Source organism: Rhizobium sp. P38BS-XIX (assembly GCF_012641435.1).
Classification (GTDB): Bacteria; Pseudomonadota; Alphaproteobacteria; order Rhizobiales; family Rhizobiaceae; genus Rhizobium.
Genome location: NZ_JABAIJ010000003.1, coordinates 351,762 through 376,979, shown reverse-complemented (window position 1 = coordinate 376,979; position 25,218 = coordinate 351,762). Strand labels below are relative to the sequence as shown.

Below are 25,218 nucleotides of genomic sequence, written 5' to 3'. Positions count from 1 at the left end.
GTTCGCTAGAGAACCTTGGCGAGGAATTCGCGCGTGCGCGGATGTCTCGCATCATTGAGGATCTGTGCCGGTGTGCCAGCTTCGATAATATGGCCGCCCTCCATGAAGACGACGGTATCGGCGACCTCACGCGCAAAGCCGATTTCGTGGGTTACGATGACCAGCGTCGTGCCGGTGCGCGCAAGCTCCTTGATGACATCGAGCACTTCGCCGACGAGCTCCGGATCGAGCGCGGAAGTGGGCTCATCGAACAGAAGGACCTTCGGACGCAGGGCTAGAGCGCGCGCAATGGCAACCCGTTGCTGCTGGCCGCCGGAGAGCTGGCGTGGATAGGCATTTATCTTGTCACCGAGACCGACGCGCGCCAGCAACTCCTGCGCCAATACCACGGCCTCGTCCCGCCCCAGACCGCGCACCTGTATCGGCGCTTCGATCAGATTTTCCAGAACGGTGAGATGCGGGAACAGATTGAAGCTCTGGAATACCATGCCGATATCGGTCCGGCGCTTCAGGATGTCCTTCTCCTTCAGTTCGTAGAGAACCTCGCCTTTCTGCGCGTAGCCGACAAGCTCGCTGTCCACCGAGATGAAACCACTGTCGACGCGTTCCAGATGGTTTATGGACCGCAGCAATGTCGATTTGCCGGAACCTGAAGGACCTACAATCGCGGTGACACTGCCGGCCGGAAGGCTGAGTTCGATATTGTCGAGAACCTTCAACGTGCCGAAGCTTTTCGATATTCCGTGGATACGCACAGCGCCGCCTTTGGCGCGCAGTCCGGTCACGCTGCGGAATGCTGCGAGCGACGCGGTATCCGAGCCGACATTAGCCGCGACGTTTGGCAGCGGCCGACGAAAGCGCTGGAAGAATGCCTGGAACGGCAGCGGGGTCGGATTGCGCAAGGCACCCTTCGAGAAATAACGCTCGATGTAGTGCTGCGCGATCGACAGGACCGTCATGATAACGAGATACCAGACCGTAGCGACCATCAGGAGCGGAATGACTTCGAGATTTCGGCGGTAGATGACCTGCACGGTGTAGAAAAGTTCCGGCAGCGCGAGCACGTAGACCATCGACGTGCTCTTGGCGAGCCCGATGATCTCGTTGAATCCTGTCGGAAGAATCGAACGCATGGCTTGCGGAAGAACGATACGGAATGCCTGGCGTCGACGTGGCAGGCCGAGCGCGGCGGCAGCTTCGAGCTGGCCCTGATCGACGGACAGAATCCCGCCGCGAACGATCTCGGCGAAGAAGGCCGACTGGTTCAGCGTCAAGCCGAGGAAGGCGGCGGCAAACGGCGTCAGAAGCTGCGTCGTCGGATAATCGAAAAGCACCTTGTCGGTAAAGGGTACGCCGATGGCGATGGTCTCATAGAGATAGCCGAGGTTGTTCAGCACCAGCAACAGCACGATCATCGGGATGGAACGCAGCAGCCAGATATACCCCCAGGAGAGGCTCGACAGCAGCGGTGATTTCGATACGCGCGCCAAGGCCAGGGCTGTCCCGAGAACAGAACCGGAAACGGCCGCAAGCGCAGTCAGAAGTAACGTCCTGCCAAGCCCGACGAGCACAGGCTCGGCAAAGAACCACTCTGCAAACACACCCCAACCCCAGCGAGGATTGGTAAAGGTCGAATAGAGAATGGCGACGAGAACGAATGCGGCGAAGATCGTGCCTGCCGTCCGTCCCGGATGCCGCGCCGGCACGATGCGATAGCGCGCATAGTCTGTCTTCTTCTCGTTTTCTCCCGTCGTCGCATTGATGCCGGCGAAATCCGTGGTGAGTGCCATGATGCTTGCCCCTTATGATTGTCGTTGCGTCGCGTCGCCGTCATCGTCCGGCGACGGCCAGACGCGGCTGCAAGTCGGAAGCCTCAGGGCGATAGGACGGCGCCAGATGCCGAACATCCTTCTCGAAAGGCAGGCTCTTGTAGATTTCGGGATCGACCGATGTGTCGAAGAGTGCCGTGTAACCATTGTTCAGATAGAGACCGACGGCCTCCGGCTGACGAAAGCCTGTCGTCAGATAGATGCGCTGATAACCCTGCCGGGCGGCCTGCAGCTCGAGCTCGACCAAAAGCTTGCGTGCCAATCCCTGCCGGCGGAGATCATGCCGTGTCCATATGCGTTTGAATTCGGCTGTCCGCTCATTGTAGTGCTTGAAAGCACCACCGCCGATCGTCTCTCCATCACGTAGAAGAAGCAGAAAGTTTCCGTGGGGCGGAGCGAATGCCTCCGGCGGGTAACGGTTCAACTCGGCAGCGGCACCTTCCGCGTTGAAGTAGGTGCCGTAACGGCTGTCATACTCGAAAATCAGCTCGTCGATCAGCGGCTTGGCGCGAGGATCCAGCGTGGTCGTGTAGAGAAACGTATCGCTCATGTCGGTTGTCACCTGTTGTCATCAGCAAGGAAGGTTTCGGCGAGGCGCACCCAGTAGCGGGCGGCGGGTGCGATGATCGCGTCGTTGAAATCGTATTGAGCGCTATGCAGCGGTGCGCTGTCTCCGTTGCCAACGAAGAGGTAGCTGCCCGGCTTTGCCTCCAGCATGAAGGCGAAGTCCTCGCTCGCGGTGCGCGGTCTGAAATTGGCCGCCAAAGCCGCAGGTCCCAATGCTTGCACTGCGACTTCGCGGGCAAAGTCCGTCTCGTCGGCGTGATTGACGAGAGCAGGAAAGCCGAGACGATAGCTAACGTCTGCCTCTGCTCCGAAGCTCTCGGCCTGAGCGCGGGCAAGCGCGGGTATCCGCTCCTGTAGTTTGACCCGAACCGTTTCGCTGAAAGCACGCATGGTGAGCTTCAGCTCGACGCTTTCCGGGATGACGTTCGAAGCGGAGCCCGCGTGTATGGAGCCTACTGTGGCGACGGCCATATCCTGCGGATCGATGTTTCGCGATACCACGCTTTGGAGTGCCGTGATGAAGGAGGCCGAAGCCAGCACCGGGTCGACGGCGCGATGCGGTTCGGCTCCATGGCCGCCCTTGCCGACAATCCGGATCAACGCCTGGTCGACGGAGGCCATTGCCGGTCCGACGACGAAGCCGAACTGCCCCTCAGGTACCCCCGGCCAATTGTGCAGCCCAAAGACCGCATCGACAGGGAAGCGATCGAACAAGCCTTCAGACAACATCTTGCGCGCCCCGGCGCCAATCTCCTCGGCCGGCTGAAAAATCAGCCGTAAGGTGCCGCTGAAATTGCCGCTCTCGGCAAGATAGCGCGCAGCGGCAAGCAATATGGACGTGTGTCCGTCATGGCCGCAGGCGTGCATGACACCGGGATTGCTGCTGGCATAGTCGACCCTTGTCGTTTCCTCGATGGGCAGCGCATCCATGTCGGCTCTGATGCCGAGGCTGCGGGACCCCTCTCCGCGCTTCAGAGTCGCCACGACGCCCGTTCCGGCGATGCCCGTTGCAACCTCATAACCCCAATCGCTCAGAAGCGACGCAATCCGCTTGGAGGTGCGATGCTCCTGAAAGGCAAGTTCGGGATACTGGTGGAAGTCGTGACGCAGCGCGATGATCTCGTCGAGATAGGCGGCAATTCCCTTCTCGACGGGATCGTTGATGGAATCCGGCTTGATGATGGCGTTCATAGTGATCGGTCCGGGCTCAGGCGCCGACGGCCTTTGCTGGTTCGATGTCATCGGAGCTTGCCGCGTAACGGCTCTCGCGGAACGGCAGACCAAGATGATCGCGAAGCGTCTCGCCTTTCAGTTCCGGGTCGAAATAGCCACGGCTCGTCAGGATAGGCAGCACATGCTTGGAGAAGTCGTCGAACCCCTCGCCGATGACTGGAAAGCCAAGAATGAAACCGTCCGCGCCTTCCTGATCCACCCAGCGGATGATCTCATCGGCAATATGTTCGGCAGTCCCGATAAACGAAGTGCGCGGCGTTGCGGCATCGAGCGCCACGTCACGCAGGGTCAATCCCTTCTCACGTGCCGTCTTCTTTATGCGGTCGGTCGTGGCGCGAAAATTGTTGCGGCCGATATCGCCAAGATCCGGGAAAGGCTCATCCAGCGGATAGACGCTGAAATCGTGATGATCGAAGAAGCGGCCGAGATAGGCGAGCGCCTCCTCGATGGTCACAAGGTTGCGGATTGCCTGGTATTTGGCATCGGCCTCCTCCTGTGTTGCGCCGACAATTGGGCCTATACCGGGGAAAATGCCGACATCCCTTGCGCTACGACCGTGCGCGACCGCGCTTTGCTTGACCTGCTTGTAGAAAACCTTGGCGTCTTCCAGCGGTCCGCCATTGGTAAAGACGGCATCGGCGTGCTTGCCGGCAAGCCGGATGCCGGAATCGGACGCGCCAGCCTGAAACACCACCGGCTGCCCCTGTTTGGAGCGGCTGATGTTGAGAGGGCCTTCGATACGGAAGAACCGACCCTTGTGGTTCAGTCGATGCAGCTTGGATTTGTCGGCATAGACGCCGGCTTCCCTGTCGCGAACGAAGGCGTCGTCATCCCAGGAGTCCCAAAGGCCTTTCGTCGCATCGAGATATTCGTCGGCGATCTCATAGCGCAATTCATGCTCGGGATGTTCGCGGCTGTAATTACGGCCGGATCCTTCAAGCGGCGATGTCACGGCATTCCAGCCGGCACGGCCGCCGCTGATCAGGTCCAGCGAGGCGAACTGGCGCGCAATCGTGAAAGGATCGCTGTACGACGTCGAGACCGTGCCGACCAGCCCGAGCTTTGTGGTGAAGGCGGCCAGCGCCGACAGGATGGTCAGCGGCTCGAACCGGTTGAGAAAATGCGGGATCGACTGCTCATTGATATAGAGACCATCCGCAACGAAAGCGAAGGCGATACCGGCCTCTTCCGCCTTACGGGCAGTCTTGACGAAGAAATTGAGATTGGTGCTCGCATCGGCGGGGACGCTCGGATGCTTCCAGGCGTTCATATGGCCGCCCGGGCCCTGCAGCATGATACCGAAAGTGACGTGTTTCTGAGCCATGATTGATCCTCCTGGGACAGGCCGTTCAGGCGACGAGGGAAAGCCGCTCTTTGGCGAGCAGTTCGATTGAGGTGAGCCGCTCGGCGGCGGTCAGCGCCGGCGTATCGAGGACAAATTCTTCCACGCCGTAGCGATGGTGGAGAGCATCGAGCTCGGCGCGAATCTGCGCCGCCGTACCATGGAGCACGCTCGGCACCTTCTCTTCGGTTCGGTAGTCCGTGACGCCAGCTTGTCGTGCGAATTCCGCCGCCTGCTCCAGGCTGCCGACATTGACGCTCTGGCCGTTGGGCAGGAAAAGTTTGACGATGCGGAGCTGACCGACGCGCTCACGGGCGTGCGTCTCGCTCTCGGCAGCAAAGGCCGCAAGCGCAAGGATTGGCACCCTTCCACCCGTGGCGCGGCCATAGGCCTCGAAGGTTTTGCTGAGATTGTCTGGATCGCCGTTCAGATGACCGGCAAAAACCAGCGTCCAGCCTTTTTCGGCAGCGAGCTCGGCACTTTCGACGCTGGCACCGAGAAGGAAGCGTTCCGCCGGGTGCGACGGGAACGGAGTTGCCAGCGCACCCTCGGAGGTTGGATCGGCAGCAAGATAACCATTCAGCTCCGAGAGTTGCTCAGCAAAGCTCGGCTTCCTCTCAGGATCGACGGCCACCTGAAGTGCACGTGTCGATAACGGAAAGCCGCCTGGTGCCTTGCCGACGCCGAGATCGATGCGACCGGGCGCAAGCGAGGCCAGCAGATTGAACGCCTCAGCGACCTTATAGGCGCTGTAATGTTGCAGCATGACACCGCCCGAACCAATGCGAATCCGGGAGGTTCTGGCGATCAGATAGGCGATCAGCACCTCGGGCGCCGAGCTTGCGAGGTTCGCCATATTATGATGCTCGGCAACCCAGAAGCGATGATAGCCAAGCTCTTCGGCTCTGGCGGCCAATCGCGTGGTGACACCAAGCGCGTCGCTGGCAGTGAGCCCCTGTTCGATCGGGCTCTTGTCGAGAAGGCTGAGAAGATAGGACATGCCGTTTCATTTCATCCATAGTCGTGCTCGATGCCGACCATCAAGCAATAGTCTATAAAAAGCATAGATTTTAAGGAATTTAAGAAACAGCTTTCTTTTTCTCGCCGCAGATGCGGAAAAAATAAGCAGTTGATCATATGGATGGCGCGTATGCCTTCAGCATGGCGTTGCGCGGAAATTCGCAACGAAGAACGGCCTATAAGGAGTGTGCCTTGCCGATATTTTCGGAGAGGAGGACGGCACCGTGAAGAAGCCCGCGCTTCGACGCTCGCCAATTTAGACAACCATTCCCCTTATAGTCTATAAAAATAGTTTGTTATTTCTGTCGTTCCCGCCGTTCCCTTCGCTAGGCTCTGCTCATTGCACTCAGGGAAACGCCACTATGGGCGAAGGGGCCAAGAATGAATTTCAAGCAACTGATCGCGGCGGCCGCAATTGGCGTCCTCAGCATTTCAACGGTATCAGCCGCTGCCGCGGCCGATAAGAAAGTCGTCGTCGGCTATCAGACCGACGCACTGCCGTCCTCCGTCGCCATTGCCAATGGCGATTTTGCCAAGGAAACCGGCTATCAGATCGATTTCCGCAAATTCAACTCGGGAGCTGAGATCTTCGCGGCCATCGCATCGGGCGATGTGCAGATCGGTTATGTTGGATCAAGCCCGTTTGCCGCGGCTGCCTCCCGCGGCCTGGACGTGAAGGCCTTTTATCTGTCCTCGATCTCGGGCGTCGATGAGGCGCTTGTGGTTCGCAATGGCTCCGGCATCAACACGCTTGCCGATCTGAAGGGGAAGAAGCTCGCGGCAGCGCCGGTATCGACCGACCATTACCAGCTGCTTGCCCTCATAAAGTCTCTCGGCCTTACCGAAAAAGACGTTCAGGTTTTCACCGTCCCGCAGCCGGAAATCGTTGCCAGCTACAATCGCGGTGATATCGATGGCGGCTTCGTCTGGGATCCGGCGCTGACGGAGCTGAAAAAGAACGGCAAGGTGCTGGTGACCTCCAAGGATGTCGCCGACAAGGGCGCTCCCACTTTCTCCGCCTGGGTCGCAACATCGAAGTTTGCCGCTAGCGATCCAAAGTTCCTGCAGTCATTCGCATCCGTCATCAGCAAGTATTACGCCTCCTTCGCCGCCGACAACGCAGCCTGGGGACCGGATAGCGATAACGCAAAGGCACTCGCCAAGCTCCTTGGTGGAACGGCCGACCAACAGGCTGCTGCGCTGAAAAACCTCACGCTGCTGACACCGGATGTCCAGGCGTCCAGCGCGTGGCTTGGCGGTGGCGACCAATCCGGTGCGGCGAAGATCCTGAAGGACACGGCAACTTTTCTGAAGACCCAGGGCAAGGTGTCCGAGGTCCTGCCGAACTACGGTGCGTTCGTGACGGCCGATGCACTCGTAAGCGCAAGCAACTGATCCTCCCTGACGCTGGCGCGCATGTCGCGCCGGCGTCGAACCTTTGAGAAAAAACATATGCTTAAAGTCGATCATGCCAGTGTATTCTTCGCAGCGCGCGATGGGAGAGCCGTTCACGCGCTCGATCGCGTATCCTTCAATATCCCGGAGCGCGGGATCGTGGTGGCGCTGGGTGCATCAGGATGCGGCAAGTCCACCCTGCTGAACGCGATCGCCGGCTTTCTGCCGCTCTCGGATGGCTCGATCACATTGGATGGCCGGCCCGTCGCCGGGCCTGGCTCCGATCGCGGCGTCGTCTTCCAGAAAGATTCATTGCTGCCCTGGAAATCCGTCGTCGATAACGTCGCGCTCGGATTGCAATTTGCCGGCCTGGGACGGCGGGAACGACGCGAGCGATCCTTCGAACTCTTGAAACTGGTTGGATTGACCGACTTTGCAGACGCATCGCCCTACGAGCTTTCGGGCGGGATGCGCCAGCGGGTCGGCATCGCCCGGGCGCTCGCGACCAATCCTGACATTCTGTTGATGGACGAACCTTTCGGCGCCCTCGATAGCCTGACCCGCGAACAGATGCAGGAGCTGCTCATCTCCGTCTGGGCGAGAACCGACAAGCGCATTTTCTTCATAACGCACTCCATCGACGAGGCATTGTTTCTCGGGACTGAAGTGCTTGTCATGTCGCCGCGGCCCGGCCGTGTCGTCGCCCGCTTTTCGCTGGATTTCGTGCATCGCCTTGCGGCTGGCGGCAACGCGAAGTCGATCGTCACTTCTCCGGAATTTACCAATCTCAGGGAAGAGATCCGCACAATCCTCCACAATGCAGACGATTTCAGGAGCGCGGCATGAGCGACGTCATCCAGACAAGGAGCATCGCCGCGTCCGAGCGCGACGCCCGGCCGAAGCTGGTTCAAATGCCAAGCTTCGGTGTAGGCGGCAAACCGACGATTGCGATCAGCATCGCGACGGGGATCTTTTTTCTTGGATTGTGGTGGCTGATCTCGACGCTCGGTTGGGTATCCCACCTCTTTCTGCCACGGCCCGACGAGGTGCTGACGCAAATCGGCGTCGTCTATCGTGATGGTTATGCGGGCGCATCGCTTTCAGAGCATATTTCCGCAAGCCTGTTCCGCATCGTCGTCGCGGCTGCCATCGCGATCGCAATCGGCATTCCCGTCGGTTTGCTAATGGGGCTCAACCGCTGGGCAAAGGGAATATTCGACACGCCCATCGAGTTCTACTGGCCGTTGCCGCCTCTCTCCTATCTGCCGCTGATGATCATTTGGCTCGGCATAGGCGAGACCTCGAAGATCACGCTGCTTGTGCTCGCCATGTTCGCGCCCATTTGCCTCTCGGCGCAGGCAGGCGTCCGCTCGCTCCCTCTCGAGCGTGTCAACGCTGCGCGTTCGCTGGGGGCAAACCGGCTTCAGCTGTTTCTGTCGATCGTGCTGCCCTCCGCCCTGCCTGAAATACTGACCGGCGTCAGGATCGCCTTCGGTATCGGCTGGGGAACCTTGGTGGCAGCCGAGCTCATCGCCTCCACACGCGGTATCGGCTTCATGATCATGTCGGCATCGCAGTTCCTGGCAACCGATGTCGTCTTCGTCGGCATCGGCATCATCGCGATCTGCGCCTTCGCGTTCACAGCGGGGATCCGCGTCTTGGAGGCCGTTCTCGTTCCATGGAAGGGCAAACTCTGAACAGCACATCCTTGGCGGCCGGGCTCCAGATGCATCCGCGCACCCATGTCTCATTCAGACAAGGCGTATAGGCAAGTCATGAGCAGCAGCAGCGAGTTTCTCTGGTACATTCCCAATGACGTCAAGCCCGGACACCGGGGTGATATCGCTGTCGAGGACCACAACAGCCTGGAAACGCTGACCAGCCACGCCAGGGCGCTTGAAGCGCATGGCTGGAAGGGCGCATTGATCGGAACCGGCTGGGGCAGACCTGACACGTTCACCGTTGCAGCCACCCTTGCTGCTCGCACCACCACCTTCGAACCGCTGATCGCAATTCGCCCCGGTTATTGGCAGCCGGCACAATTCGCATCGGCCGCCGCGACCCTGGATGAATTGAGCGGTGGCCGCGTGCGCATCAACATCGTATCAGGCAAGGACAATCTCGCAGCCTATGGCGACAGTGAAGGCGAGCCTGCACACCGTTACGGCCGTACTCGCGAATTCATCCGTCTGGTCCGCAGATTATGGATCGAGGAGGATGTGACCTATGACGGCGAGCACTTCCGCGTCACTGCATCCACGACCGCGCCACGGATCAATCCACGTGGCGAGCGCCGTCATCCCAAGCTCTATTTCGGCGGCGCGTCCGAAGCGGCCGAACGGGTGTCCGCCACGGAGGCGGATGTTCAGCTTTTCTGGGGTGAGCCCCTGGATGGCATCCAAGAGCGCATCGAACGCCTGAAGTCGCTAAGCAAAAGCCTCGGTCGCGATCTCGCTCCTCTGGAATTCGGGTTGCGCATTACCACTCTGGTGCGCGACACCTCCGAGCAGGCCTGGGCCGACGCCGAAGCAAAGGTTGCCGAAATGGCCAAAACCGGTGGAGCCAGGTGGCACGATCACCGGCAGTCAATTGCCGAGGGACAGAAGCGCTTGTTCGATCTCGCCGCGCGTGGCGACGTACTCGACGACAATCTTTATACGGCACCCGGCAGGGTCGGTGGCGGTGGTGCCGGCACGACATGGCTGGTCGGGTCTGCCTCGGAGGTGGCGCGCTCGCTCATGAAATATCGGGATATCGGCATCACCCACTTCATACTCTCGGATACGCCCTATCTCGCGGAAATCGAGAGACAGGGACATCAGCTACTGCCGCTCCTGCGCGATCGATCTTTGTAAACCGAAGATAACCATACCCACAGAACATCGCGACCTTCCGGGTTTCCAAGGCCGCCCCAGTCAATTATGACAGTTTCATGACAATGAACGCATGGGGCTTTGATGTTAGGCTGGTTTCGTAAACTCATGCCGCGCGAGGATCGCTTTTTCGATCTTTTCGCGCAGCACTCGCGCACGATCGTCGGCGCGGCCGAAGCGTTGAACGACCTGCTGTCCGGCAAGGACATCGATGCCAAATGCCGGCAGATCGTCGATCTTGAAAATCAGGCCGATGCCATCACCCGCGATGTGCTGCTGGCCGTACGCCGCAGCTTCATCACGCCGTTCGACCGCGGCGACATCAAGGATCTGATCATGTCGATGGATGACGCCATCGACATGATGCACAAGACGGTGAAAACCATCCGTCTGTTCGAGCAGAAGAGTTTTGATCCCGGCATGCAACAGATGGGTGCGGTGATCGTCAAGGCCGCCTATCTGGTCGCTGAAGCTGTGCCGCTGCTCGATCGGATGGGCGCCAATGTCACCAAACTCGGCAGCCTGACGGAGGAGATCGTCAAGGTGGAAGGCCATGCCGACGAACTTCACGACCAGGGCCTGAAGGATCTGTTCCGCAATCACGGCGCATCCAATGCGATGGCCTACATTATCGGCAGCGAAATCTACGGCGAGCTGGAGAAGGTCGTCGACCGCTTCGAGGACGTCGCCAATGAGATCAACGGCATCGTGCTCGAGAGCGTCTGATGGAGGCCTCGATCGCCTCTCCGCTGCTGGTGGGTATCATCGCCACGGCGCTGTTCTTCGATTTTCTGAACGGCCTTCATGATGCGGCGAATTCCATTGCCACCATCGTGTCGACCCGTGTGCTGCGGCCGCAATATGCGGTGCTGTGGGCCGCATTCTTCAACTTCATCGCCTTCCTTTTCTTCGGCCTGCACGTCGCCGAGACGCTGGGAACAGGCATCATCGATCCCAGCATTGTCGATCCGACGGTTATCTTTTCAGCCCTGCTCGGAGCGATCGTCTGGAACATCATCACCTGGGTCTTCGGCATCCCCTCGAGTTCGTCCCACGCCCTCGTGGGCGGCTTGATCGGTGCAGGCCTTGCCAAGGTTGGTGTCAGCTCCATCGTCTGGCTCGGCGTCTTCAAGACTGCCGGCGCGATCGTCATGTCACCCCTGATCGGCTTCGTGCTCGCCTTGTTTCTGGTGCTGATCGTGACATGGGTGTTCGTCCGCCAGACACCCTTTGCCGTCGACCGCACGTTCCGCATCTTGCAGTTTTTTTCGGCGTCGCTTTACTCGCTCGGCCATGGCGGCAATGACGCGCAGAAGACCATGGGGATTATTGCAATCCTCCTGTATTCCCAGGGCTATGGCGGCGGCTCTTTCCATGTTCCTTTATGGGTCGTGCTGTCGTGTCAGACCGCCATGGCTCTCGGCACCCTGTTCGGCGGCTGGCGCATTGTCCATACAATGGGGTCGAAGATCACCCGCCTCAATCCGATGCAGGGTTTCTGCGCGGAAACCGGCGGAGCCTTGACGCTGTTTGCGGCAACCTGGCTGGGCATCCCCGTCTCCACCACGCATACGATCACGGGCGCGATCATCGGTGTGGGTGCAGCACGCCGTATGTCGGCGGTGCGCTGGGGCCTCGCCGGCAACATCGTCATCGCCTGGGTCATTACGCTACCTGCGGCGGCGGCCATCTCAGCCCTGTCCTATTGGGCAATGCAGCTTTTCAGATAGGCGACGCACGCCCCTGATTTAAATAGATCTCAATGTTCCGGATCACGGCCGATAGGGCCGTAATCTTCGATTCAGGCGGCCGCTTCGTTCATTGGCTGGCCCCATCCTGACCATTTCAAGATCCCTTCCAAAGGTCAGCGTCACAACGTCGTCCCGATGTCGAGATCAGCACGCCACTCTGCCAGCGCCGTATATTAGCACAATCATCCAATATTGGCTTATTGACTTAAATTTAGCCGAAGCTATATTTTTAATAACGAGCTGGAGAAAGCCCCCATGACAGACTCGCTTGTCCGACGCACATTGTCGGAACGGACGGATATGCAGATTCGCGAAGTCTTGGCCGGTCGCCGCCGAGGTTTCCGTTCCAATCTTCTCTTTGCCGGTCCGGCGGTGATCGCCTCCATCGCCTATATGGACCCAGGCAATTTCGCGACGAACATTCAGGCAGGCTCTGCCTATGGCTATACGCTGCTCTGGGTGGTGTTGACCGCGAACCTGATCGCCATGTTGTTTCAGGCGCTTTCGGCAAAACTTGGCATCGTCACCGGCCATAATCTTGCGGAACTCTGTCGCGATCGCTTTCCGGCACCCATTCGCTACACGATGTGGGGCATAAGCGAGATCGCAGCCATGGCAACGGATCTTGCGGAATTTCTGGGCGGCGCAATCGGCCTGTCCCTGCTCTTCCACATGCCGTTGATCGCCGGGATGGCGGTGACTGCGGTTGTTACCTACGGCATGCTGCTGATGGACAAGCGTGGCTTCCGGCCGATGGAGCTCGTTATCGGCGGTCTCGTCGCGATCATAAGTCTTTGCTACATCCTTGAGATGTTCATTGCGCCCGTCGCCTGGGGTCAGGCTGGCATGGGCGCTATTCTTCCATCGATTCCAGATTCCACGGCATTGACGATCTCCGTCGGCATCATTGGCGCAACCGTGATGCCGCATGCGCTATACCTGCACTCCGGCCTCACCCAGCATCGCGCTCCAGGCCGCAATGACAGCGAGCGGCGCAAGCTATTGTCCTTTTCCAATTGGGAATGCGTCATTGCGCTTGCCGTCGCCGGTGCAGTGAACATGGCGATGGTGATCATGGCATCGGCCGCCTTTCATGCAGGCCATCCCGCTGTCGCCGAAATCCAGAGCGCCTATCATACGCTGACGCCACTGCTGGGCGGCGCTGCGGCAAGCATCTTCCTGATCTCGCTGATGGCGTCCGGCATTTCTTCATCCGCCGTTGGCACCATGGCGGGCCAGATGATCATGCAAGGCTTTGTCGGCTTCCGCATTCCCGTCTGGCTTCGGCGGCTGGTGACCATGCTTCCGGCGTTCGTCGTCGTGCTCATGGGCGTCAACACCACCGAAGCACTTGTCTATAGTCAGGTCGTGCTGTCCTTCGCCTTGCCAATCCCCATGATCGCACTTGTGCTATTTACCAGGAACCGCGCCATCATGGGCAACTTCGCCAATGGCCGTTTGACCGACATTGGTGCGATCCTCGGAACGATCATCATCCTTTGTCTCAATGCCATCCTGCTTTGCCAGACATTTGGCATCCCGATCCCTGGGCTGGAATAACCACAGGTCTATAACACGCACCGGGGTTTCATAACGGAGTTGAATTATTTATAGTCAAGGCTAAACATCATCACGCGACTCTTAACTTCATGAGGGTAAGCCGCCTTGACGAAACCGCCTGTAGTCCCGGAAAGCCGTTTTGCTTCCACTGAAGTCGAAACGCATGTCGAGGCTTTCCAGAAAAGCCGTGACGATCGACGTACGGAACTGATGGAAGATTACGTCGAACTCATCGCGGATCTGATAGAGCATGCCGGCGAAGCGCGCCAGACCGATATCGCGCAGCGCCTGGGGGTAACCCAGCCGACGGTTGCCAAGATGCTGAAGCGACTGGCTGAGGAAAACCTGATCACCCAACGCCCCTATCGCGGCGTCTTCCTGACGGAAGAAGGCCATCGTCTGGCAATTGCCACACGTCGTCGACATGAAGTTGTGGAAGCCGTCCTGTGCCGCCTCGGCGTCGATCCCGACACGGCAAGAAACGATGCAGAGGGCATAGAGCATCATGTCAGCGAGAAGACGCTGGAAGCGTTCGAGCGGTTTTTGAAAACCTGATGCCCTGAAATTGAGCAAAACGAGCCATTTTAGGCATAGTTTCACCAAGAATGGATTGAAATAGATCGCCGGCTACCGTCTGACTTGACCGATCCACCGGTATAAACGCATGCTTTACAAATCTTCGCTAAGCAAGACTTAGCGAGCTGCCGGCTGTTGTCGTAATTATACATATTTTTATTGCCGGCGCAGGGAATCATGATGAACGCCCAAGACCTTAGCACCACCGTGTTCGACATTGCCCCCGTTGCCATGTGGCTGGAGGATTTCAGCGGCGTTAAGGAGCAATTCGACCTTTGGCGCAGCGAAGGGGTGACCGATCTGCGCGCTTTCCTGCTCGCGGACGTTCAGCGCGTCGCCAGCTGCTCGCAAAAGATCAAGGTCGTCGCCGTCAACGCCAAGACGCTGGAATTGTTTGAGGCCGCGTCCTTCGATGCGCTGGTTGCGGGCCTGCCCAACATCTTTCGCGGCGAGATGCTTCAAAGCCACGTGAACGAACTGGTTGCGCTATGGGAAGGAAAGACCGAGTTCTCCGGCACCGCGATCAACTATACGCTTGGCGGCAGGCGCCTGGACATTCAGCTCAGAGGCATCATTTTGCCTGGGCACGAGAATTCGTGGAACCAGTTGCTGCTGACAACCGAAGATGTGACCGCGCGCGAGGAAGCTCGGCGCCGGGAAGAGAGCCAGCGGCTTTATGCCGAGGGAATGTTTGAACATTCGCCGGTTTCTCTCTGGGTCGAGGATTTCAGCCGCATCAAGATCCTGCTCGATGAAATCCGCAATCGCGGCATCGTCGATTTCCAGGTATTCCTGGACGTGCATCCGGAATTCGTTCAGCAATGCATGAGCGAGATCAGCGTGATCGACGTCAATCAGGCAACGCTCGATCTTTTCTGCGCTCCGGATCGCCAAACCCTGCATCAACGCATTGGCGAAGTCTTCCGCGACGACATGGAAAAGCATTTTCGCGGTCAGCTGGTCGAATTGTGGAACGAGCGACTTTTCCATCAGCGTGAGGTGCTCAACTACGCGCTGGACGGCTCGGAACGGCATGTGCTCCTGCAATTTTCCGTCTTCCCCGGCCATGAGCATGACTGGTCGCTGGTTCAGGTCGCACTGACCGATATTACGGCGCGCAAGAAGGCCGAAGCCTATCTCGAATATCTCGGCAAGCATGATGTGCTCTCCCGGCTATACAATCGTGCTTTCTACATGGAGGAGCTCAACCGGCTTGAGCGTAAATCGCTGCGGCCCGTCTCCGCCATCATCATCGATCTCAACGGGTTGAAAGAGGCCAATGACGAGAGCGGCCACGATGCGGGCGACTCCTTGCTGCGGCGCATGGGCGAAGTGCTGAACAGCGTGGTGTCTCAGCCCAATCATGCAGCCCGCATTGGCGGCGACGAATTCGCCGTCCTCATGCCCGGAGCCGATGAACTTTCAGTCGCTGCGATGGTCGAAACGATCAACGAGCTGCTCAAGATCAACAATCAGTTCTATTCCAGCGCGCCGCTGAGCGTCGCCATCGGCGTTGCCACCAGCCAGCCGGGAGAAACCATGGGCGCCATGGTCAAACGGGCCGATCTCGGCATGTATGAGCACAAGAAAGCGCATTATGCCGCTGCAGGCGCAAATAGCTGACACTCCGGCGAAGCGGGCAGCTCACGACGCAGCCGTCCGTCTCTTCATCCTGGCCGACAGAACAGCCGGTCTCTTGAATGCCAAATGAGCAGGAACAAAATCCGCGACTTCTCATTTGCCCTTTGGGACAAGATGGAGCTACGCAATGGAAGATCAAACGACCAACGTCGTCGTCGCCACCCGAACCGCTTTGGACCAAGCCGCAGCGCTTGCGGTTCATTACGGGTTTTCAATTCTCGGAGCCGTCATTCTTCTGGTCGGCGGTTGGATTCTCGCCGGCGTCATTAGCCGAGCAGCCTACCGCGTCATATCGCGCATTCGCGGCATCGACGAAACGCTGGCAAGTTTCTTTCAGAACGTCTTGCATTACGGCCTGCTAATCCTGGTCTTCATTACTGTCCTCGGACAGTTCGGTGTTCAGACGGCTTCCATCATCGCCACTCTCGGCGCCGCCGGCCTGGCTGTTGGTCTGGCATTGCAGGGAACGCTGCAGAATATCGCTGCCGGCATCATGCTGCTGGTGCTGAGGCCATTTCGTGTCGGCGAATATATCGAGACTTCGAATGTCAAAGGCTACATCCGGGAAATCGGTCTCTTCGCCACGGAAATGAAAACCTCCGATGGGCTTTACCTCATGGCGCCAAATTCGACGCTTTGGAACACTCCGATCATCAACCACAGCCGAGAGCCTGACCGCCGCCAGGAACTGTCGGTCGCGATCAGCAACGAGATCGACATCGATGTTGCCCGCAAGACCATTCTGGAGGCCATCAAATCGGATCAGCGGGTCAAGAGCAAGCCTGCGCCGGTGGTCTATCTCGACGACTTGACGGCCGACCAGACCGTGGTGAAGATCCAATACTGGACGGTTACTTCGTCCTGGACGGAATCGCGCCACGACATCATCGCAAACCTGAGATCACGGCTTGCCGAAGCCGATATTCCACTCAAATAATGCTGATGGAATGCGATAAGCATTGCGTCAATAAAGAAACCTGCCGCCGACAGGGAGCTGGTCGACGGCAGGCTTTCACGAGGTTTCAAAACCTCGGACAGGGTTCACCAACCCCGCAGTCCCATTAACTGCAGCGATGAAGATTTGTTCCCTGTTCCGATCGAAATCCACAAACGCAATCAAGATCATAATGGATGGCGTTCACTACCACTTCACGCGGTAATCGACACGCACATTGCCATCGGCCGTCAAGGTTTGCGGATCGACAAAGGATGCGGAGAAATTGAGATTCGGCGCGAGAGGCTGCTGAAACGAGACGGTGCTGGAAAAGGAATTGCCAACATCAGTCACATTGCCGCTGGCGGATATGGACGTACCGGTCCAGGGAACCGCAAACGTGAAGGCCTGCGTGGCCCTGATGGAATTCTCGGTGCTTCGCGATCCCGCATAATTGACGTTCAACGACCGAGACATGCTCATGTCCAGGTCTTCCGAAACCATCCATTTGCGCGACCGTTCAAGGCAAAGCGTACCCGTGCCGCTCAGCGTATCGACCCTCAATGCCACTTCGCGACGCGATACGGTGGAAAAGTGCGTGGTATCGTCGACTGCCGTTCCCCAGAGCGTCGCCAGACTGCTGCTGCGTAAGAGCGCGCCGCTTGCCGCTCCGCCCAATCCAAGATCCATGCCGGCGCTGACGTCCCACGCCATCGGCAGGCGAAAGCCGACTGTCGTCTTGTATGTTCTAGGCGCGACCTTCACCGGTGACCAGATCATCAGGTCGCTGGCCTTGGAAAGCTGTGGCAAGCTGACACTCGCAAGAAGACCAAGAACGCCGCGAAGGACGCGTTTAGACTTGAAGCCCATGTTAAAGCCCAGATTTTCGCTGCTTCGGACGCCCAAATCCCAAGGGCGCACGAAGACAAACACCAGACACGGTGGAAGGCCGCGTTCTGGCTTCAGATTGATTTTGTTCGGTTAAGCGCCAGCAGATTGCGGCGCATCGGAGCCAAGATTGACGACATCCGATCGAAGAGCATGACGCCGCTTCAAATCAAGCAGCACCCTTCGACGACAAGACTCCCATCCGAGGCAGCGCTTGTAAACCCCTCGGGTCGATGTTTTTTGCTGCGTTGCACACATGTCGCACCCACGACATCGATACATGAAAGCGACATCGTGGCATGAACCCTGAAAATCAGGGCTTTTGGCCGGGACTGCAACGCTGGCCGACGCTGATCAAATTCCTGCGAGCAATACTGCCCGAGAGCGTCGGGGTGCAGGATTTACTCCACGCGCACTCCGGCCTTCTTCAGAATCGGCAGCACCCGATCACAGAAAAAAGGCAGCTCTTGCGTATAGTTGACGAAGGATAGGGCGATGCCGGAGTAGCCCTGCTCGGTGATCGTAATCATCTCGTCCGCGATACGTTGTGGCGTCCCCACCAGCGGATAGCTGCCCGCACCGCCGGCAAAACGCTGCCGATAGCGATCATAGGCCTCACGATCATGCGATTGCGAGAACTCCTTCTTGCCGGCCATGTGTTGATCGACGGCAGCATGATCGGCCATGGTCACGGCATAGCGGGTGTAATACGCCTCTGCCTCGGCCTGTGTTTCGCGGCAAACGACATGAGAGACGGTATAGACGCCGACGTCTCTGCCGTTTTGCTCGGCGCGCGCGGCGATATCGGCTACATGCTTGCCTGCCTGCTCGATCTCGGTGAACGTCGTGAAGAGATAGTCGCAATGGGTCGCGGCAAAATCGCGGCCCGGCCCGCCGAACGCGGCATTCATGGTAACAGGTCGCGGCGCCTGCAGGCTGGCCGGCCGACTGACGGCTTCCTTCAGATTGTAGTAGGAGCCGGCATAGTCGAAGGGCTCATCGGAGGCATAGAGTTTCTCGACAATCTCAAGCCATTCAGCTGCTTGGTCGTATCCCTTCTCCACCAGCGGCACACCGAACATGCCGAACTCTTTCGGATTCCAACCGCAGACGATATTTAAGCCCGCCCGCCCCTGGCTGATATGATCGACCGTCGCAAGCGACTTGGCCGCGTAGAGCGGGTGAACGAGCGGCACATGCACGGTCATGAAAAGGCCAATGCGATCCGTCGCCGCTGCAAGGGCCGCGGCCCAGGTAAAGGTCTCAAACGACCATTCCCGCACCCGGTTCTTGCCGCCGAAACCACGCCAGCGCGCAATCGGCAGAAAAAATTCGAGGCCGGCTCGATCCGCGATCTGTGCCGCCGTCAGATTGTCTTGCCAGCCCGCGGTCCATCGTTCCGGCACATCGGTGATGGCAAGACCGCCATCCGCATTGGCGGAAAAAACGCCGAGCTTCAGCCGGTTCGGGCCTTTCAGCGGATGTTTCTTCATGACGGCTTCCTCCTCCCTGAGTTCACCTTTATGGCCGAGGCTATGCGGCGACCAGATTGCAATAGGTGTGACCTTCGCAAGGAGAAATTTCAAGCTTGAAATTTATTGATCGATGAAGGTCCGTTCTGACGCTTGACGCGCAACCGAAATGCAAGGGGATCTTATCCGTTGCCCTTGGGGGCACCGCTGGAAATCCTTTAACCCGCTGGCAATGGGATGAATATGGGTTAGCTTTCCGATTGAAAGGAAACCCCGTTGCGCATTCCACCCATCATCCTCACCGCACACATTGATCCGAAGGATATTGCTCCTTTTGATCGCCTCCGTCAGGAGAACTTCCCGCCTGACAGAAACTTCCTTCGGGCGCATGTGACGATTTTCCATCATCTCCCGGGTCAGCATCTCGCACGCATAAGGGAAATGGTCGAGATGCTGCTGGACGGCCGAAAGGCGCCGACGGCGATGGTGAGCGGCGTGCGCCACCTCGGCGCTGGCGTCGCCTTTGCGATCGACAGCACCGAACTCCTTGAGTTGCGTGCCGAAATGATGACGCTGTTCAGATCCTGGCCCGGACCTCAGGATCTGCGGAAATGGCAACCGCATATCACTATTCAGAACAAGGCGCAGAGATCGACGGCGGATGTACTCTTCTTCAAACTGCGGGAGGGGTTTCAACCGCTTCCGATCAGGGTAGCGGGCGTTGATCTCTGGAGCTACATGGGCGGCCCTTGGCGGCCTGAAGCCACGGTGCTCTTCAAATCGGAGGCCCCACCGACCGAGTAACCCACCAACTCCAAGAGCCGGTCACGCCTTTGCCTGAGGCGTGACCTCGCTGAGTAGCCAATCCTGAAACATTGTCGCGGTCTCGTTGGTCTGCTTCTTCTCGGGCATGACGATATAGTAGCTGTTCTCGGTTGGCATCGGCAGATCAAATAGCGGCAGAAGCGTGCCCGTTCCAAGCTCGTCTTCGATCAGATAGGTCGGAAGAAGTGCGACGCCGAGCCCGGCGATGGCGGCGGCGATGATCATGGAAAACTGATCGAAGCGCGCACCCGGATAGGCATTCTCGGTCGGCAAATCCTGCAGGTCGAACCATTGCGCCCAGAGTTTCGGGCGTGTCGTCAGATGCAGCAACGGCGCGGACGATAGCTCCTCCGGCGCGACAAGCCCCAGCCGCGCGGCAAGCTCCCGGCTGGCGACGGGCAATACGGTTTCGTTGCAGAGAAAGGTCGCAACGGCCCCCGCCCAGGCAGGTAGACCATAGTGAATGGCGAGATCGAAATTGTCCTCGTCGAAGCTGAAAGGCTTGGATCGCGATTCCACCGTGACGGCGACATCGCGATGCTCGTCGAGAAATCGACCAAGGCGGGGCACCAGCCAGCGCATACCGAAAGTCGGCAAGGTCGCGACCTTGAGCGATAATTTCATCTGGCCGGCCGCAACAGCGCCGATCATCAGCCGCTCGGAGCGCAGGAGCAGATCCTTGACCTCCGGCAGCAGCCGAAGGCCAGCCTCGGAGAGTACGACGCGCTGACGGACACGCTCGAACAGCTTCAGACCCGTCTGCTGCTCAAGATCGCTGATCTGACGGCTGACGGCGCTTTGGGTAAGGTTCAGCTCTTCGGCCGCGCGCGAAAAATTCTGGTGACGCGCCGCGCATTCGAATGCCTGGAGATTGACGATGTCAGGGATGAGGCGCCGGCGCATAGTCATTCCATTTTCGCATCAAGTTAGAATTCTCTCTCACAACATTGGCTACCAAACAAGAGATATTCTGCAAAACAGGAATGATGTAGCCTTTCAGGAAGAGATCGCACATGAAGCCTGACCACGTCTCGACCAGCGATATTCGCAGCGCTTTTTCCGCCGCCATGTCGGCGATGTATCGCGAAGAAGTTCCCGCCTATGGCACGCTCATGGAACTGGTTGCCCGCGTCAACGATGAAACGCTCATCGCACAGCCCAAGTTGAAGGAACGACTGGAGGCGACCGATTATCTCGATCGCATCTCCGAGGAGCGTCACGGCGCCATCCGGCTCGGCACGGCGGCAGAGCTCGCGATGATGGCGCGCGTCTTCGCCGTCATGGGCATGTACCCGGTCGGTTATTACGACCTCTCGACCGCCGGCGTACCGGTTCACTCGACGGCATTTCGCCCGATCGGCGATGCCGAGCTGAAGCGCAATCCCTTCCGCGTCTTCACCTCGTTGCTACGGCTCGATCTTATTGCCGATGAGGAGCTTCGCAAGGCTGCCGCGGACATTCTAGCGAAACGCCAGATTTTCACCGATGGCGCGGTTGCACTTACCGAGAAGGCCGAACGCGAAGGCGGGCTGACCATGGCCGACGCCAGCCGGTTCGTCGACGAAGTGCTGGAAACCTTCCGCTGGCACGATGAAGCCAATGTCGATGCCGGCATGTACTACCGCCTCCACGATGCTCATCGCCTGATCGCCGACGTCGTGTCGTTCAAGGGACCACATATCAACCATCTGACGCCGCGCACGCTTGATATCGATCGCGTCCAGGCGCTGATGCCGGATTACGACATCGCGCCGAAAGCCGTGGTCGAGGGACCGCCGACGCGCGTCTGCCCGATCCTGTTGCGCCAGACGTCGTTCAAGGCGCTTGAAGAGGCCGTTTCCTTCCGCAATGCCGATGGCATCTGGGAAACGGGCTCGCACACCGCCCGTTTCGGTGAGATCGAACAACGCGGTATTGCGCTGACGCCAAAGGGTCGCGCGCTTTATGACACGCTGCTGGATCAATCCCGCAAGATCGTCCGCCCGGCTGCCGACGGATCTAACGCACGTGATTATGAGGCAGCGCTTGCTCAGAGCTTTGCCGAATTCCCGGACGATTGGGCGGCAATCCGCGCCGAGGGCCTCGGCTATTTCAGCTATTCGCTGACGGCCAAGGGCAAGACCGCTGCAACAAACCGTGGCGATATCGACGCGCTGATTGCTCAGGGCCTGATCCAGTTCGATCCGATCGTCTACGAAGACTTCCTCCCCGTCAGTGCCGCGGGCATCTTCCAATCCAATCTCGGCGATGGCGCGCAGCAGGACTTCGTCGCCAGTCCGAACCAGCAGCGCTTCGAAGTCGATCTCGGCATGAAGGTGCTGAACGAATTCGACCATTACGCCGGCATCGAACAGGCATCGATCGATGCCTGCCTGCGGGCACTATCCAAACAAGATGCCGCCGAGTGAGGTGCGGCGACGTTAACAGTCGCTCGCCGGGATCACAGATAATTGGAGTTTCATGAGATGAATATCGCAGCTAAGACCCCTTCCGTTGCAGCAGAAGCTGCCGCCATTCTCGAAAAGCTCGGCGTCGACAAGGCGCTCTATACCGGAGGCGACATGCCCTCTTACTCCCCGGTCACCGGCGAGAAGATCGGCAGCCTCAAGACGGTTTCGGCCGATGAAGCGGCAAAGAAAATCGAGAAGGCCCACGCCGCATTCCGCGCCTGGCGCCTCGTGCCGGCTCCGAAGCGCGGCGAACTGGTGCGCCTGCTCGGCGAAGAGCTGCGTGCCGCCAAGGACGAGCTCGGCCGCCTGGTTTCCATCGAAGCCGGCAAGATCCGCTCCGAAGGCCTCGGTGAAGTGCAGGAAATGATCGACATCTGCGATTTCGCCGTCGGCCTTTCCCGCCAGCTCTACGGCCTCACGATCGCGACAGAGCGCCCGGGCCATCGCATGATGGAAACCTGGCACCCCCTCGGTGTCGTCGGCATCATCTCGGCCTTCAACTTCCCGGTCGCCGTCTGGTCTTGGAACGCAGCCCTGGCGCTGATCTGCGGCGATGCCGTCATCTGGAAGCCGTCCGAAAAGACGCCACTGACGGCGCTCGCCTCACAGGCGATCCTCGATCGTGCGCTTGCACGCTTTGGCGATGCGCCTGAGGGCCTGTCGCAGGTTCTGATCGGCGATCGTGCCATCGGCGAAGTCCTCGTCGATCACCCGAAGGTGCCACTCGTTTCGGCAACCGGCTCGACGCGTATGGGCCGTGAGGTCGGACCGCGGCTTGCCAAGCGCTTTGCCCGTGCCATTCTCGAACTCGGCGGCAACAATGCCGGCATCGTCTGCCCGTCGGCCGACCTCGATATGGCGCTGCGCGCCATCGCCTTCGGCGCCATGGGCACGGCCGGACAGCGCTGCACGACGCTGCGCCGCCTCTTCGTTCACACCAGCGTCTACGACCAGCTCGTGCCGCGTCTGAAGAAAGCCTATCAGAGCGTATCGGTTGGCGATCCCCTGCACTCATCCGCTCTCGTCGGTCCGTTGATCGACAAGGCCGCGTTCGATAACATGCAGAAGGCGATTGCCGAAGCCAAGGCTCATGGCGGCTCCGTCACCGGCGGCGAGCGGATCGATGTCGGCCACGCCGAAGGCTACTATACAAAGCCGGCGCTCGTGGAAATGCCGAAGCAGGCAGGCCCAGTCATGGAAGAAACCTTCGCGCCCATCCTCTACGTGATGCCCTATGACGATTTCGACGCCGTCATCGACGAGCACAACGCCGTTGCCGCCGGCCTGTCGTCCTCGATCTTCACCCGCGACATGCAGGAATCCGAGCGCTTCCTCGCAGCCGATGGTTCGGATTGCGGCATTGCAAACGTCAATATTGGCACCTCGGGTGCCGAAATCGGCGGCGCATTCGGCGGCGAGAAGGAAACCGGCGGCGGCCGCGAATCCGGCTCGGATGCCTGGAAGGCATACATGCGCCGTGCGACCAACACGGTGAATTATTCCAAGGCCCTGCCGCTGGCGCAGGGTGTCTCCTTCGACATCGAGTAAGCTCCATGACGATCGCCACGAAAATCGAAGAGGCGGGCTTCAAGCCCGCTTCGCGGATCGCCTCCATCGGCGTTTCCACCATTCTGCAGATCGGCGCGCGCGCCAATGCCATGAAGCGGGAAGGCCTGCCCGTTATCATTCTCGGCGCGGGCGAGCCGGATTTCGATACGCCTGACAATGTGAAGGAAGCCGCCAAGGCCGCCATCGATCGCGGCGAAACGAAATATACCGCGCTAGACGGTACGCCGGAGCTGAAGAAGGCGATCGCCGGAAAGTTTCAGCGCGAAAACGGCATCGACTACGCGCTCGACGAAATCACCGTGGCGACGGGTGCCAAGCAGATCCTGTTCAACGCCTTCATGGCCTCGATCAATCCGGGCGACGAGGTCATCATCCCGACGCCTTATTGGACCTCCTATTCCGATATTGTCGAGATCTGCGGCGGCGTGCCGGTTCTGATCCCTTGCGATGCCAAGGCCGGCTTTCGCCTGAAGGCGGATCAGCTCGAAAAAGCCATCACGCCGAAGACGCGCTGGCTGCTGCTCAACTCGCCATCGAACCCGTCGGGTGCCGCCTATTCCAAGGCCGATTATCTGCCGCTGATCGAGGTGCTACTCCGCCATCCGCATGTCTGGCTGATGGTCGACGACATGTATGAGCACATCGTCTATGACGGGTTCAAGTTCGTCACACCTGTTGCGATCGAGCCGAGCCTCAAGAGCCGGACGCTGACTGTCAACGGCGTTTCCAAGGCCTATGCCATGACCGGCTGGCGCATTGGCTATGCCGGCGGTCCGAAGGCTCTCATCAAGGCCATGGCCGTTATCCAGAGCCAGGCGACCTCCTGCCCCTCGTCCGTCAGCCAGGCCGCGGCCGTCGCCGCCCTTGATGGTCCGCAGGATTTTCTTGAGGGCCGCAAGGCAAGCTTCCAGAAGCGGCGCGATCTGGTGGTCGGAAGGCTCAACGCCATTGATGGCCTTGATTGCCTTGTGCCGGAAGGTGCCTTCTACACCTTCTCTGGCTGCGCGGGCATCCTCGGAACGACAACACCATCCGGAAAATCTATCGAGACGGATGCGGATTTCTGCGCCTATTTGCTGGATGAAGCCCATGTCGCCGTCGTTCCCGGCTCCGCCTTCGGACTGTCGCCGTATTTCCGCATTTCCTACGCGACGTCGGAAGCCGATCTCATCGAAGCGCTTGATCGCATCGAAAGGGCCTGCGCGGCTCTCAGCCGTTAAAGCAATTCCAGTGGAGATCCAGAGCGATAGCTCATCCGGAATTGCATAAAAACAAAGAGATAGAGCATTTCCA

22 protein-coding genes are annotated in these 25,218 nt (G+C 59.0%); 14 read left to right on the top strand and 8 right to left on the bottom strand.

What is annotated here, in order from left to right; all coding sequences use genetic code 11:
- Window positions 1–5: 5 nt before the first annotated feature.
- The 5 genes from HGP17_RS33920 to HGP17_RS13790 are packed head-to-tail and all read right to left on the bottom strand — an operon-like array spanning window position 6 to window position 5,971.
- On the bottom strand, window positions 6–1,790 hold the full coding sequence (locus HGP17_RS33920) for an amino acid ABC transporter permease/ATP-binding protein (RefSeq protein WP_168809789.1): 1,785 nt from the start codon (window positions 1,788–1,790) through the stop codon (window positions 6–8).
- A gap of 40 nt (window positions 1,791–1,830) precedes the next feature.
- On the bottom strand, window positions 1,831–2,379 hold the full coding sequence (locus HGP17_RS13805; RefSeq protein ID WP_168809787.1) for a GNAT family N-acetyltransferase: 549 nt from the start codon (window positions 2,377–2,379) through the stop codon (window positions 1,831–1,833).
- An 8-nt stretch (window positions 2,380–2,387) separates the two neighbouring features.
- On the bottom strand, window positions 2,388–3,587 hold the full coding sequence (locus HGP17_RS13800; RefSeq protein WP_168809785.1) for a M20 aminoacylase family protein: 1,200 nt from the start codon (window positions 3,585–3,587) through the stop codon (window positions 2,388–2,390).
- A 16-nt stretch (window positions 3,588–3,603) separates the two neighbouring features.
- Window positions 3,604–4,953 carry an LLM class flavin-dependent oxidoreductase gene (locus HGP17_RS13795; protein WP_168809783.1) on the bottom strand — a complete coding sequence of 450 codons (1,350 nt, stop codon included), beginning with the start codon at window positions 4,951–4,953 and terminating at the stop codon, window positions 3,604–3,606.
- A 25-nt stretch (window positions 4,954–4,978) separates the two neighbouring features.
- On the bottom strand, window positions 4,979–5,971 hold the full coding sequence (locus HGP17_RS13790) for an MsnO8 family LLM class oxidoreductase (protein ID WP_168809780.1): 993 nt from the start codon (window positions 5,969–5,971) through the stop codon (window positions 4,979–4,981).
- A 401-nt stretch (window positions 5,972–6,372) separates the two neighbouring features.
- Between HGP17_RS13790 and tauA the strand changes: the two genes are divergently transcribed.
- The 10 genes from tauA (at window position 6,373) to HGP17_RS13740 (ending at window position 16,724) form a co-directional block, all read left to right on the top strand.
- Complete coding sequence (gene tauA, locus HGP17_RS13785; protein WP_168809778.1) at window positions 6,373–7,386, top strand: taurine ABC transporter substrate-binding protein; 1,014 nt, start codon at window positions 6,373–6,375, stop codon at window positions 7,384–7,386.
- Between the two features lie 57 nt (window positions 7,387–7,443).
- A complete protein-coding gene (locus tag HGP17_RS13780; protein ID WP_168809776.1) occupies window positions 7,444–8,232 on the top strand; it encodes an ABC transporter ATP-binding protein in 789 nt (262 codons plus the stop codon).
- Window positions 8,229–9,083, top strand: a complete 855-nt coding sequence (locus HGP17_RS13775) for an ABC transporter permease subunit (RefSeq protein WP_168809774.1) — start codon at window positions 8,229–8,231, stop codon at window positions 9,081–9,083. Before HGP17_RS13780 ends, HGP17_RS13775 begins: the two co-directional genes overlap by 4 nt.
- A gap of 78 nt (window positions 9,084–9,161) precedes the next feature.
- Window positions 9,162–10,241 carry an LLM class flavin-dependent oxidoreductase gene (locus tag HGP17_RS13770; RefSeq protein WP_168809772.1) on the top strand — a complete coding sequence of 360 codons (1,080 nt, stop codon included), beginning with the start codon at window positions 9,162–9,164 and terminating at the stop codon, window positions 10,239–10,241.
- A gap of 102 nt (window positions 10,242–10,343) precedes the next feature.
- Window positions 10,344–10,985: a DUF47 domain-containing protein gene (locus tag HGP17_RS13765; protein WP_168809770.1), complete on the top strand. Its 642-nt coding sequence runs from the start codon at window positions 10,344–10,346 to the stop codon at window positions 10,983–10,985.
- Complete coding sequence (locus HGP17_RS13760) at window positions 10,985–11,989, top strand: inorganic phosphate transporter (protein WP_168809768.1); 1,005 nt, start codon at window positions 10,985–10,987, stop codon at window positions 11,987–11,989. The genes HGP17_RS13765 and HGP17_RS13760 overlap by 1 nt, the downstream gene beginning before the upstream one ends.
- A gap of 276 nt (window positions 11,990–12,265) precedes the next feature.
- Window positions 12,266–13,570: an Nramp family divalent metal transporter gene (locus tag HGP17_RS13755; RefSeq protein WP_168809766.1), complete on the top strand. Its 1,305-nt coding sequence runs from the start codon at window positions 12,266–12,268 to the stop codon at window positions 13,568–13,570.
- A 105-nt stretch (window positions 13,571–13,675) separates the two neighbouring features.
- On the top strand, window positions 13,676–14,125 hold the full coding sequence (gene mntR / locus HGP17_RS13750) for a manganese-binding transcriptional regulator MntR (protein WP_168809763.1): 450 nt from the start codon (window positions 13,676–13,678) through the stop codon (window positions 14,123–14,125).
- A gap of 201 nt (window positions 14,126–14,326) precedes the next feature.
- A complete protein-coding gene (locus HGP17_RS13745; protein WP_168809761.1) occupies window positions 14,327–15,769 on the top strand; it encodes a sensor domain-containing diguanylate cyclase in 1,443 nt (480 codons plus the stop codon).
- Between the two features lie 145 nt (window positions 15,770–15,914).
- On the top strand, window positions 15,915–16,724 hold the full coding sequence (locus tag HGP17_RS13740; RefSeq protein ID WP_168809759.1) for a mechanosensitive ion channel domain-containing protein: 810 nt from the start codon (window positions 15,915–15,917) through the stop codon (window positions 16,722–16,724).
- Between the two features lie 204 nt (window positions 16,725–16,928).
- Here the strand turns inward: HGP17_RS13740 and HGP17_RS13735 are convergent, their stop codons facing one another.
- Entirely contained in the window at window positions 16,929–17,591 is a 663-nt protein-coding gene (locus tag HGP17_RS13735) for a hypothetical protein (protein ID WP_168809757.1), read from the bottom strand.
- Window positions 17,592–18,010: 419 nt separating this feature from the next.
- The gene (locus tag HGP17_RS13730; RefSeq protein ID WP_168809755.1) at window positions 18,011–19,102 is read right to left on the bottom strand and encodes an LLM class flavin-dependent oxidoreductase; all 1,092 of its coding nucleotides are present in this window, start codon (window positions 19,100–19,102) and stop codon (window positions 18,011–18,013) included.
- 255 nt (window positions 19,103–19,357) lie between these two features.
- On the opposite strand from HGP17_RS13730, the gene HGP17_RS13725 reads away from it, so the two are divergent.
- A complete protein-coding gene (locus tag HGP17_RS13725) occupies window positions 19,358–19,885 on the top strand; it encodes a 2'-5' RNA ligase family protein (RefSeq protein WP_205925962.1) in 528 nt (175 codons plus the stop codon).
- Window positions 19,886–19,906: 21 nt separating this feature from the next.
- Here the strand turns inward: HGP17_RS13725 and HGP17_RS13720 are convergent, their stop codons facing one another.
- Window positions 19,907–20,815, bottom strand: a complete 909-nt coding sequence (locus HGP17_RS13720; RefSeq protein ID WP_168809753.1) for a LysR family transcriptional regulator — start codon at window positions 20,813–20,815, stop codon at window positions 19,907–19,909.
- A gap of 104 nt (window positions 20,816–20,919) precedes the next feature.
- Here HGP17_RS13720 and HGP17_RS13715 point away from each other — a divergent pair, with 104 nt between their 5' ends.
- From HGP17_RS13715 to HGP17_RS13705, 3 genes are read left to right on the top strand one after another with little or no spacing between them, the layout of a single operon-like run.
- Window positions 20,920–22,314, top strand: coding sequence for a VOC family protein (locus HGP17_RS13715; protein ID WP_168809751.1), 1,395 nt, complete (start codon window positions 20,920–20,922; stop codon window positions 22,312–22,314).
- Window positions 22,315–22,371: 57 nt separating this feature from the next.
- On the top strand, window positions 22,372–23,904 hold the full coding sequence (locus HGP17_RS13710; protein WP_168809750.1) for an aldehyde dehydrogenase family protein: 1,533 nt from the start codon (window positions 22,372–22,374) through the stop codon (window positions 23,902–23,904).
- Window positions 23,905–23,909: 5 nt separating this feature from the next.
- Window positions 23,910–25,145, top strand: coding sequence for a pyridoxal phosphate-dependent aminotransferase (locus HGP17_RS13705; protein ID WP_168809748.1), 1,236 nt, complete (start codon window positions 23,910–23,912; stop codon window positions 25,143–25,145).
- Window positions 25,146–25,218 lie beyond the last annotated feature (73 nt).

Coding starts and splice junctions, on each gene's coding strand:
- HGP17_RS33920 (WP_168809789.1), bottom strand. CDS start 1,790: ATGGCACTCACCACGGATTTCGCCGGCATCAATGCGACGACGGGAGAA.
- HGP17_RS13805 (WP_168809787.1), bottom strand. CDS start 2,379: ATGAGCGATACGTTTCTCTACACGACCACGCTGGATCCTCGCGCCAAG.
- HGP17_RS13800 (WP_168809785.1), bottom strand. CDS start 3,587: ATGAACGCCATCATCAAGCCGGATTCCATCAACGATCCCGTCGAGAAG.
- HGP17_RS13795 (WP_168809783.1), bottom strand. CDS start 4,953: ATGGCTCAGAAACACGTCACTTTCGGTATCATGCTGCAGGGCCCGGGC.
- HGP17_RS13790 (WP_168809780.1), bottom strand. CDS start 5,971: ATGTCCTATCTTCTCAGCCTTCTCGACAAGAGCCCGATCGAACAGGGG.
- tauA (WP_168809778.1), top strand. CDS start 6,373: ATGAATTTCAAGCAACTGATCGCGGCGGCCGCAATTGGCGTCCTCAGC.
- HGP17_RS13780 (WP_168809776.1), top strand. CDS start 7,444: ATGCTTAAAGTCGATCATGCCAGTGTATTCTTCGCAGCGCGCGATGGG.
- HGP17_RS13775 (WP_168809774.1), top strand. CDS start 8,229: ATGAGCGACGTCATCCAGACAAGGAGCATCGCCGCGTCCGAGCGCGAC.
- HGP17_RS13770 (WP_168809772.1), top strand. CDS start 9,162: ATGAGCAGCAGCAGCGAGTTTCTCTGGTACATTCCCAATGACGTCAAG.
- HGP17_RS13765 (WP_168809770.1), top strand. CDS start 10,344: ATGTTAGGCTGGTTTCGTAAACTCATGCCGCGCGAGGATCGCTTTTTC.
- HGP17_RS13760 (WP_168809768.1), top strand. CDS start 10,985: ATGGAGGCCTCGATCGCCTCTCCGCTGCTGGTGGGTATCATCGCCACG.
- HGP17_RS13755 (WP_168809766.1), top strand. CDS start 12,266: ATGACAGACTCGCTTGTCCGACGCACATTGTCGGAACGGACGGATATG.
- HGP17_RS13745 (WP_168809761.1), top strand. CDS start 14,327: ATGAACGCCCAAGACCTTAGCACCACCGTGTTCGACATTGCCCCCGTT.
- HGP17_RS13740 (WP_168809759.1), top strand. CDS start 15,915: ATGGAAGATCAAACGACCAACGTCGTCGTCGCCACCCGAACCGCTTTG.
- HGP17_RS13735 (WP_168809757.1), bottom strand. CDS start 17,591: ATGGGCTTCAAGTCTAAACGCGTCCTTCGCGGCGTTCTTGGTCTTCTT.
- HGP17_RS13730 (WP_168809755.1), bottom strand. CDS start 19,102: ATGAAGAAACATCCGCTGAAAGGCCCGAACCGGCTGAAGCTCGGCGTT.
- HGP17_RS13720 (WP_168809753.1), bottom strand. CDS start 20,815: ATGACTATGCGCCGGCGCCTCATCCCTGACATCGTCAATCTCCAGGCA.
- HGP17_RS13715 (WP_168809751.1), top strand. CDS start 20,920: ATGAAGCCTGACCACGTCTCGACCAGCGATATTCGCAGCGCTTTTTCC.
- HGP17_RS13710 (WP_168809750.1), top strand. CDS start 22,372: ATGAATATCGCAGCTAAGACCCCTTCCGTTGCAGCAGAAGCTGCCGCC.
- HGP17_RS13705 (WP_168809748.1), top strand. CDS start 23,910: ATGACGATCGCCACGAAAATCGAAGAGGCGGGCTTCAAGCCCGCTTCG.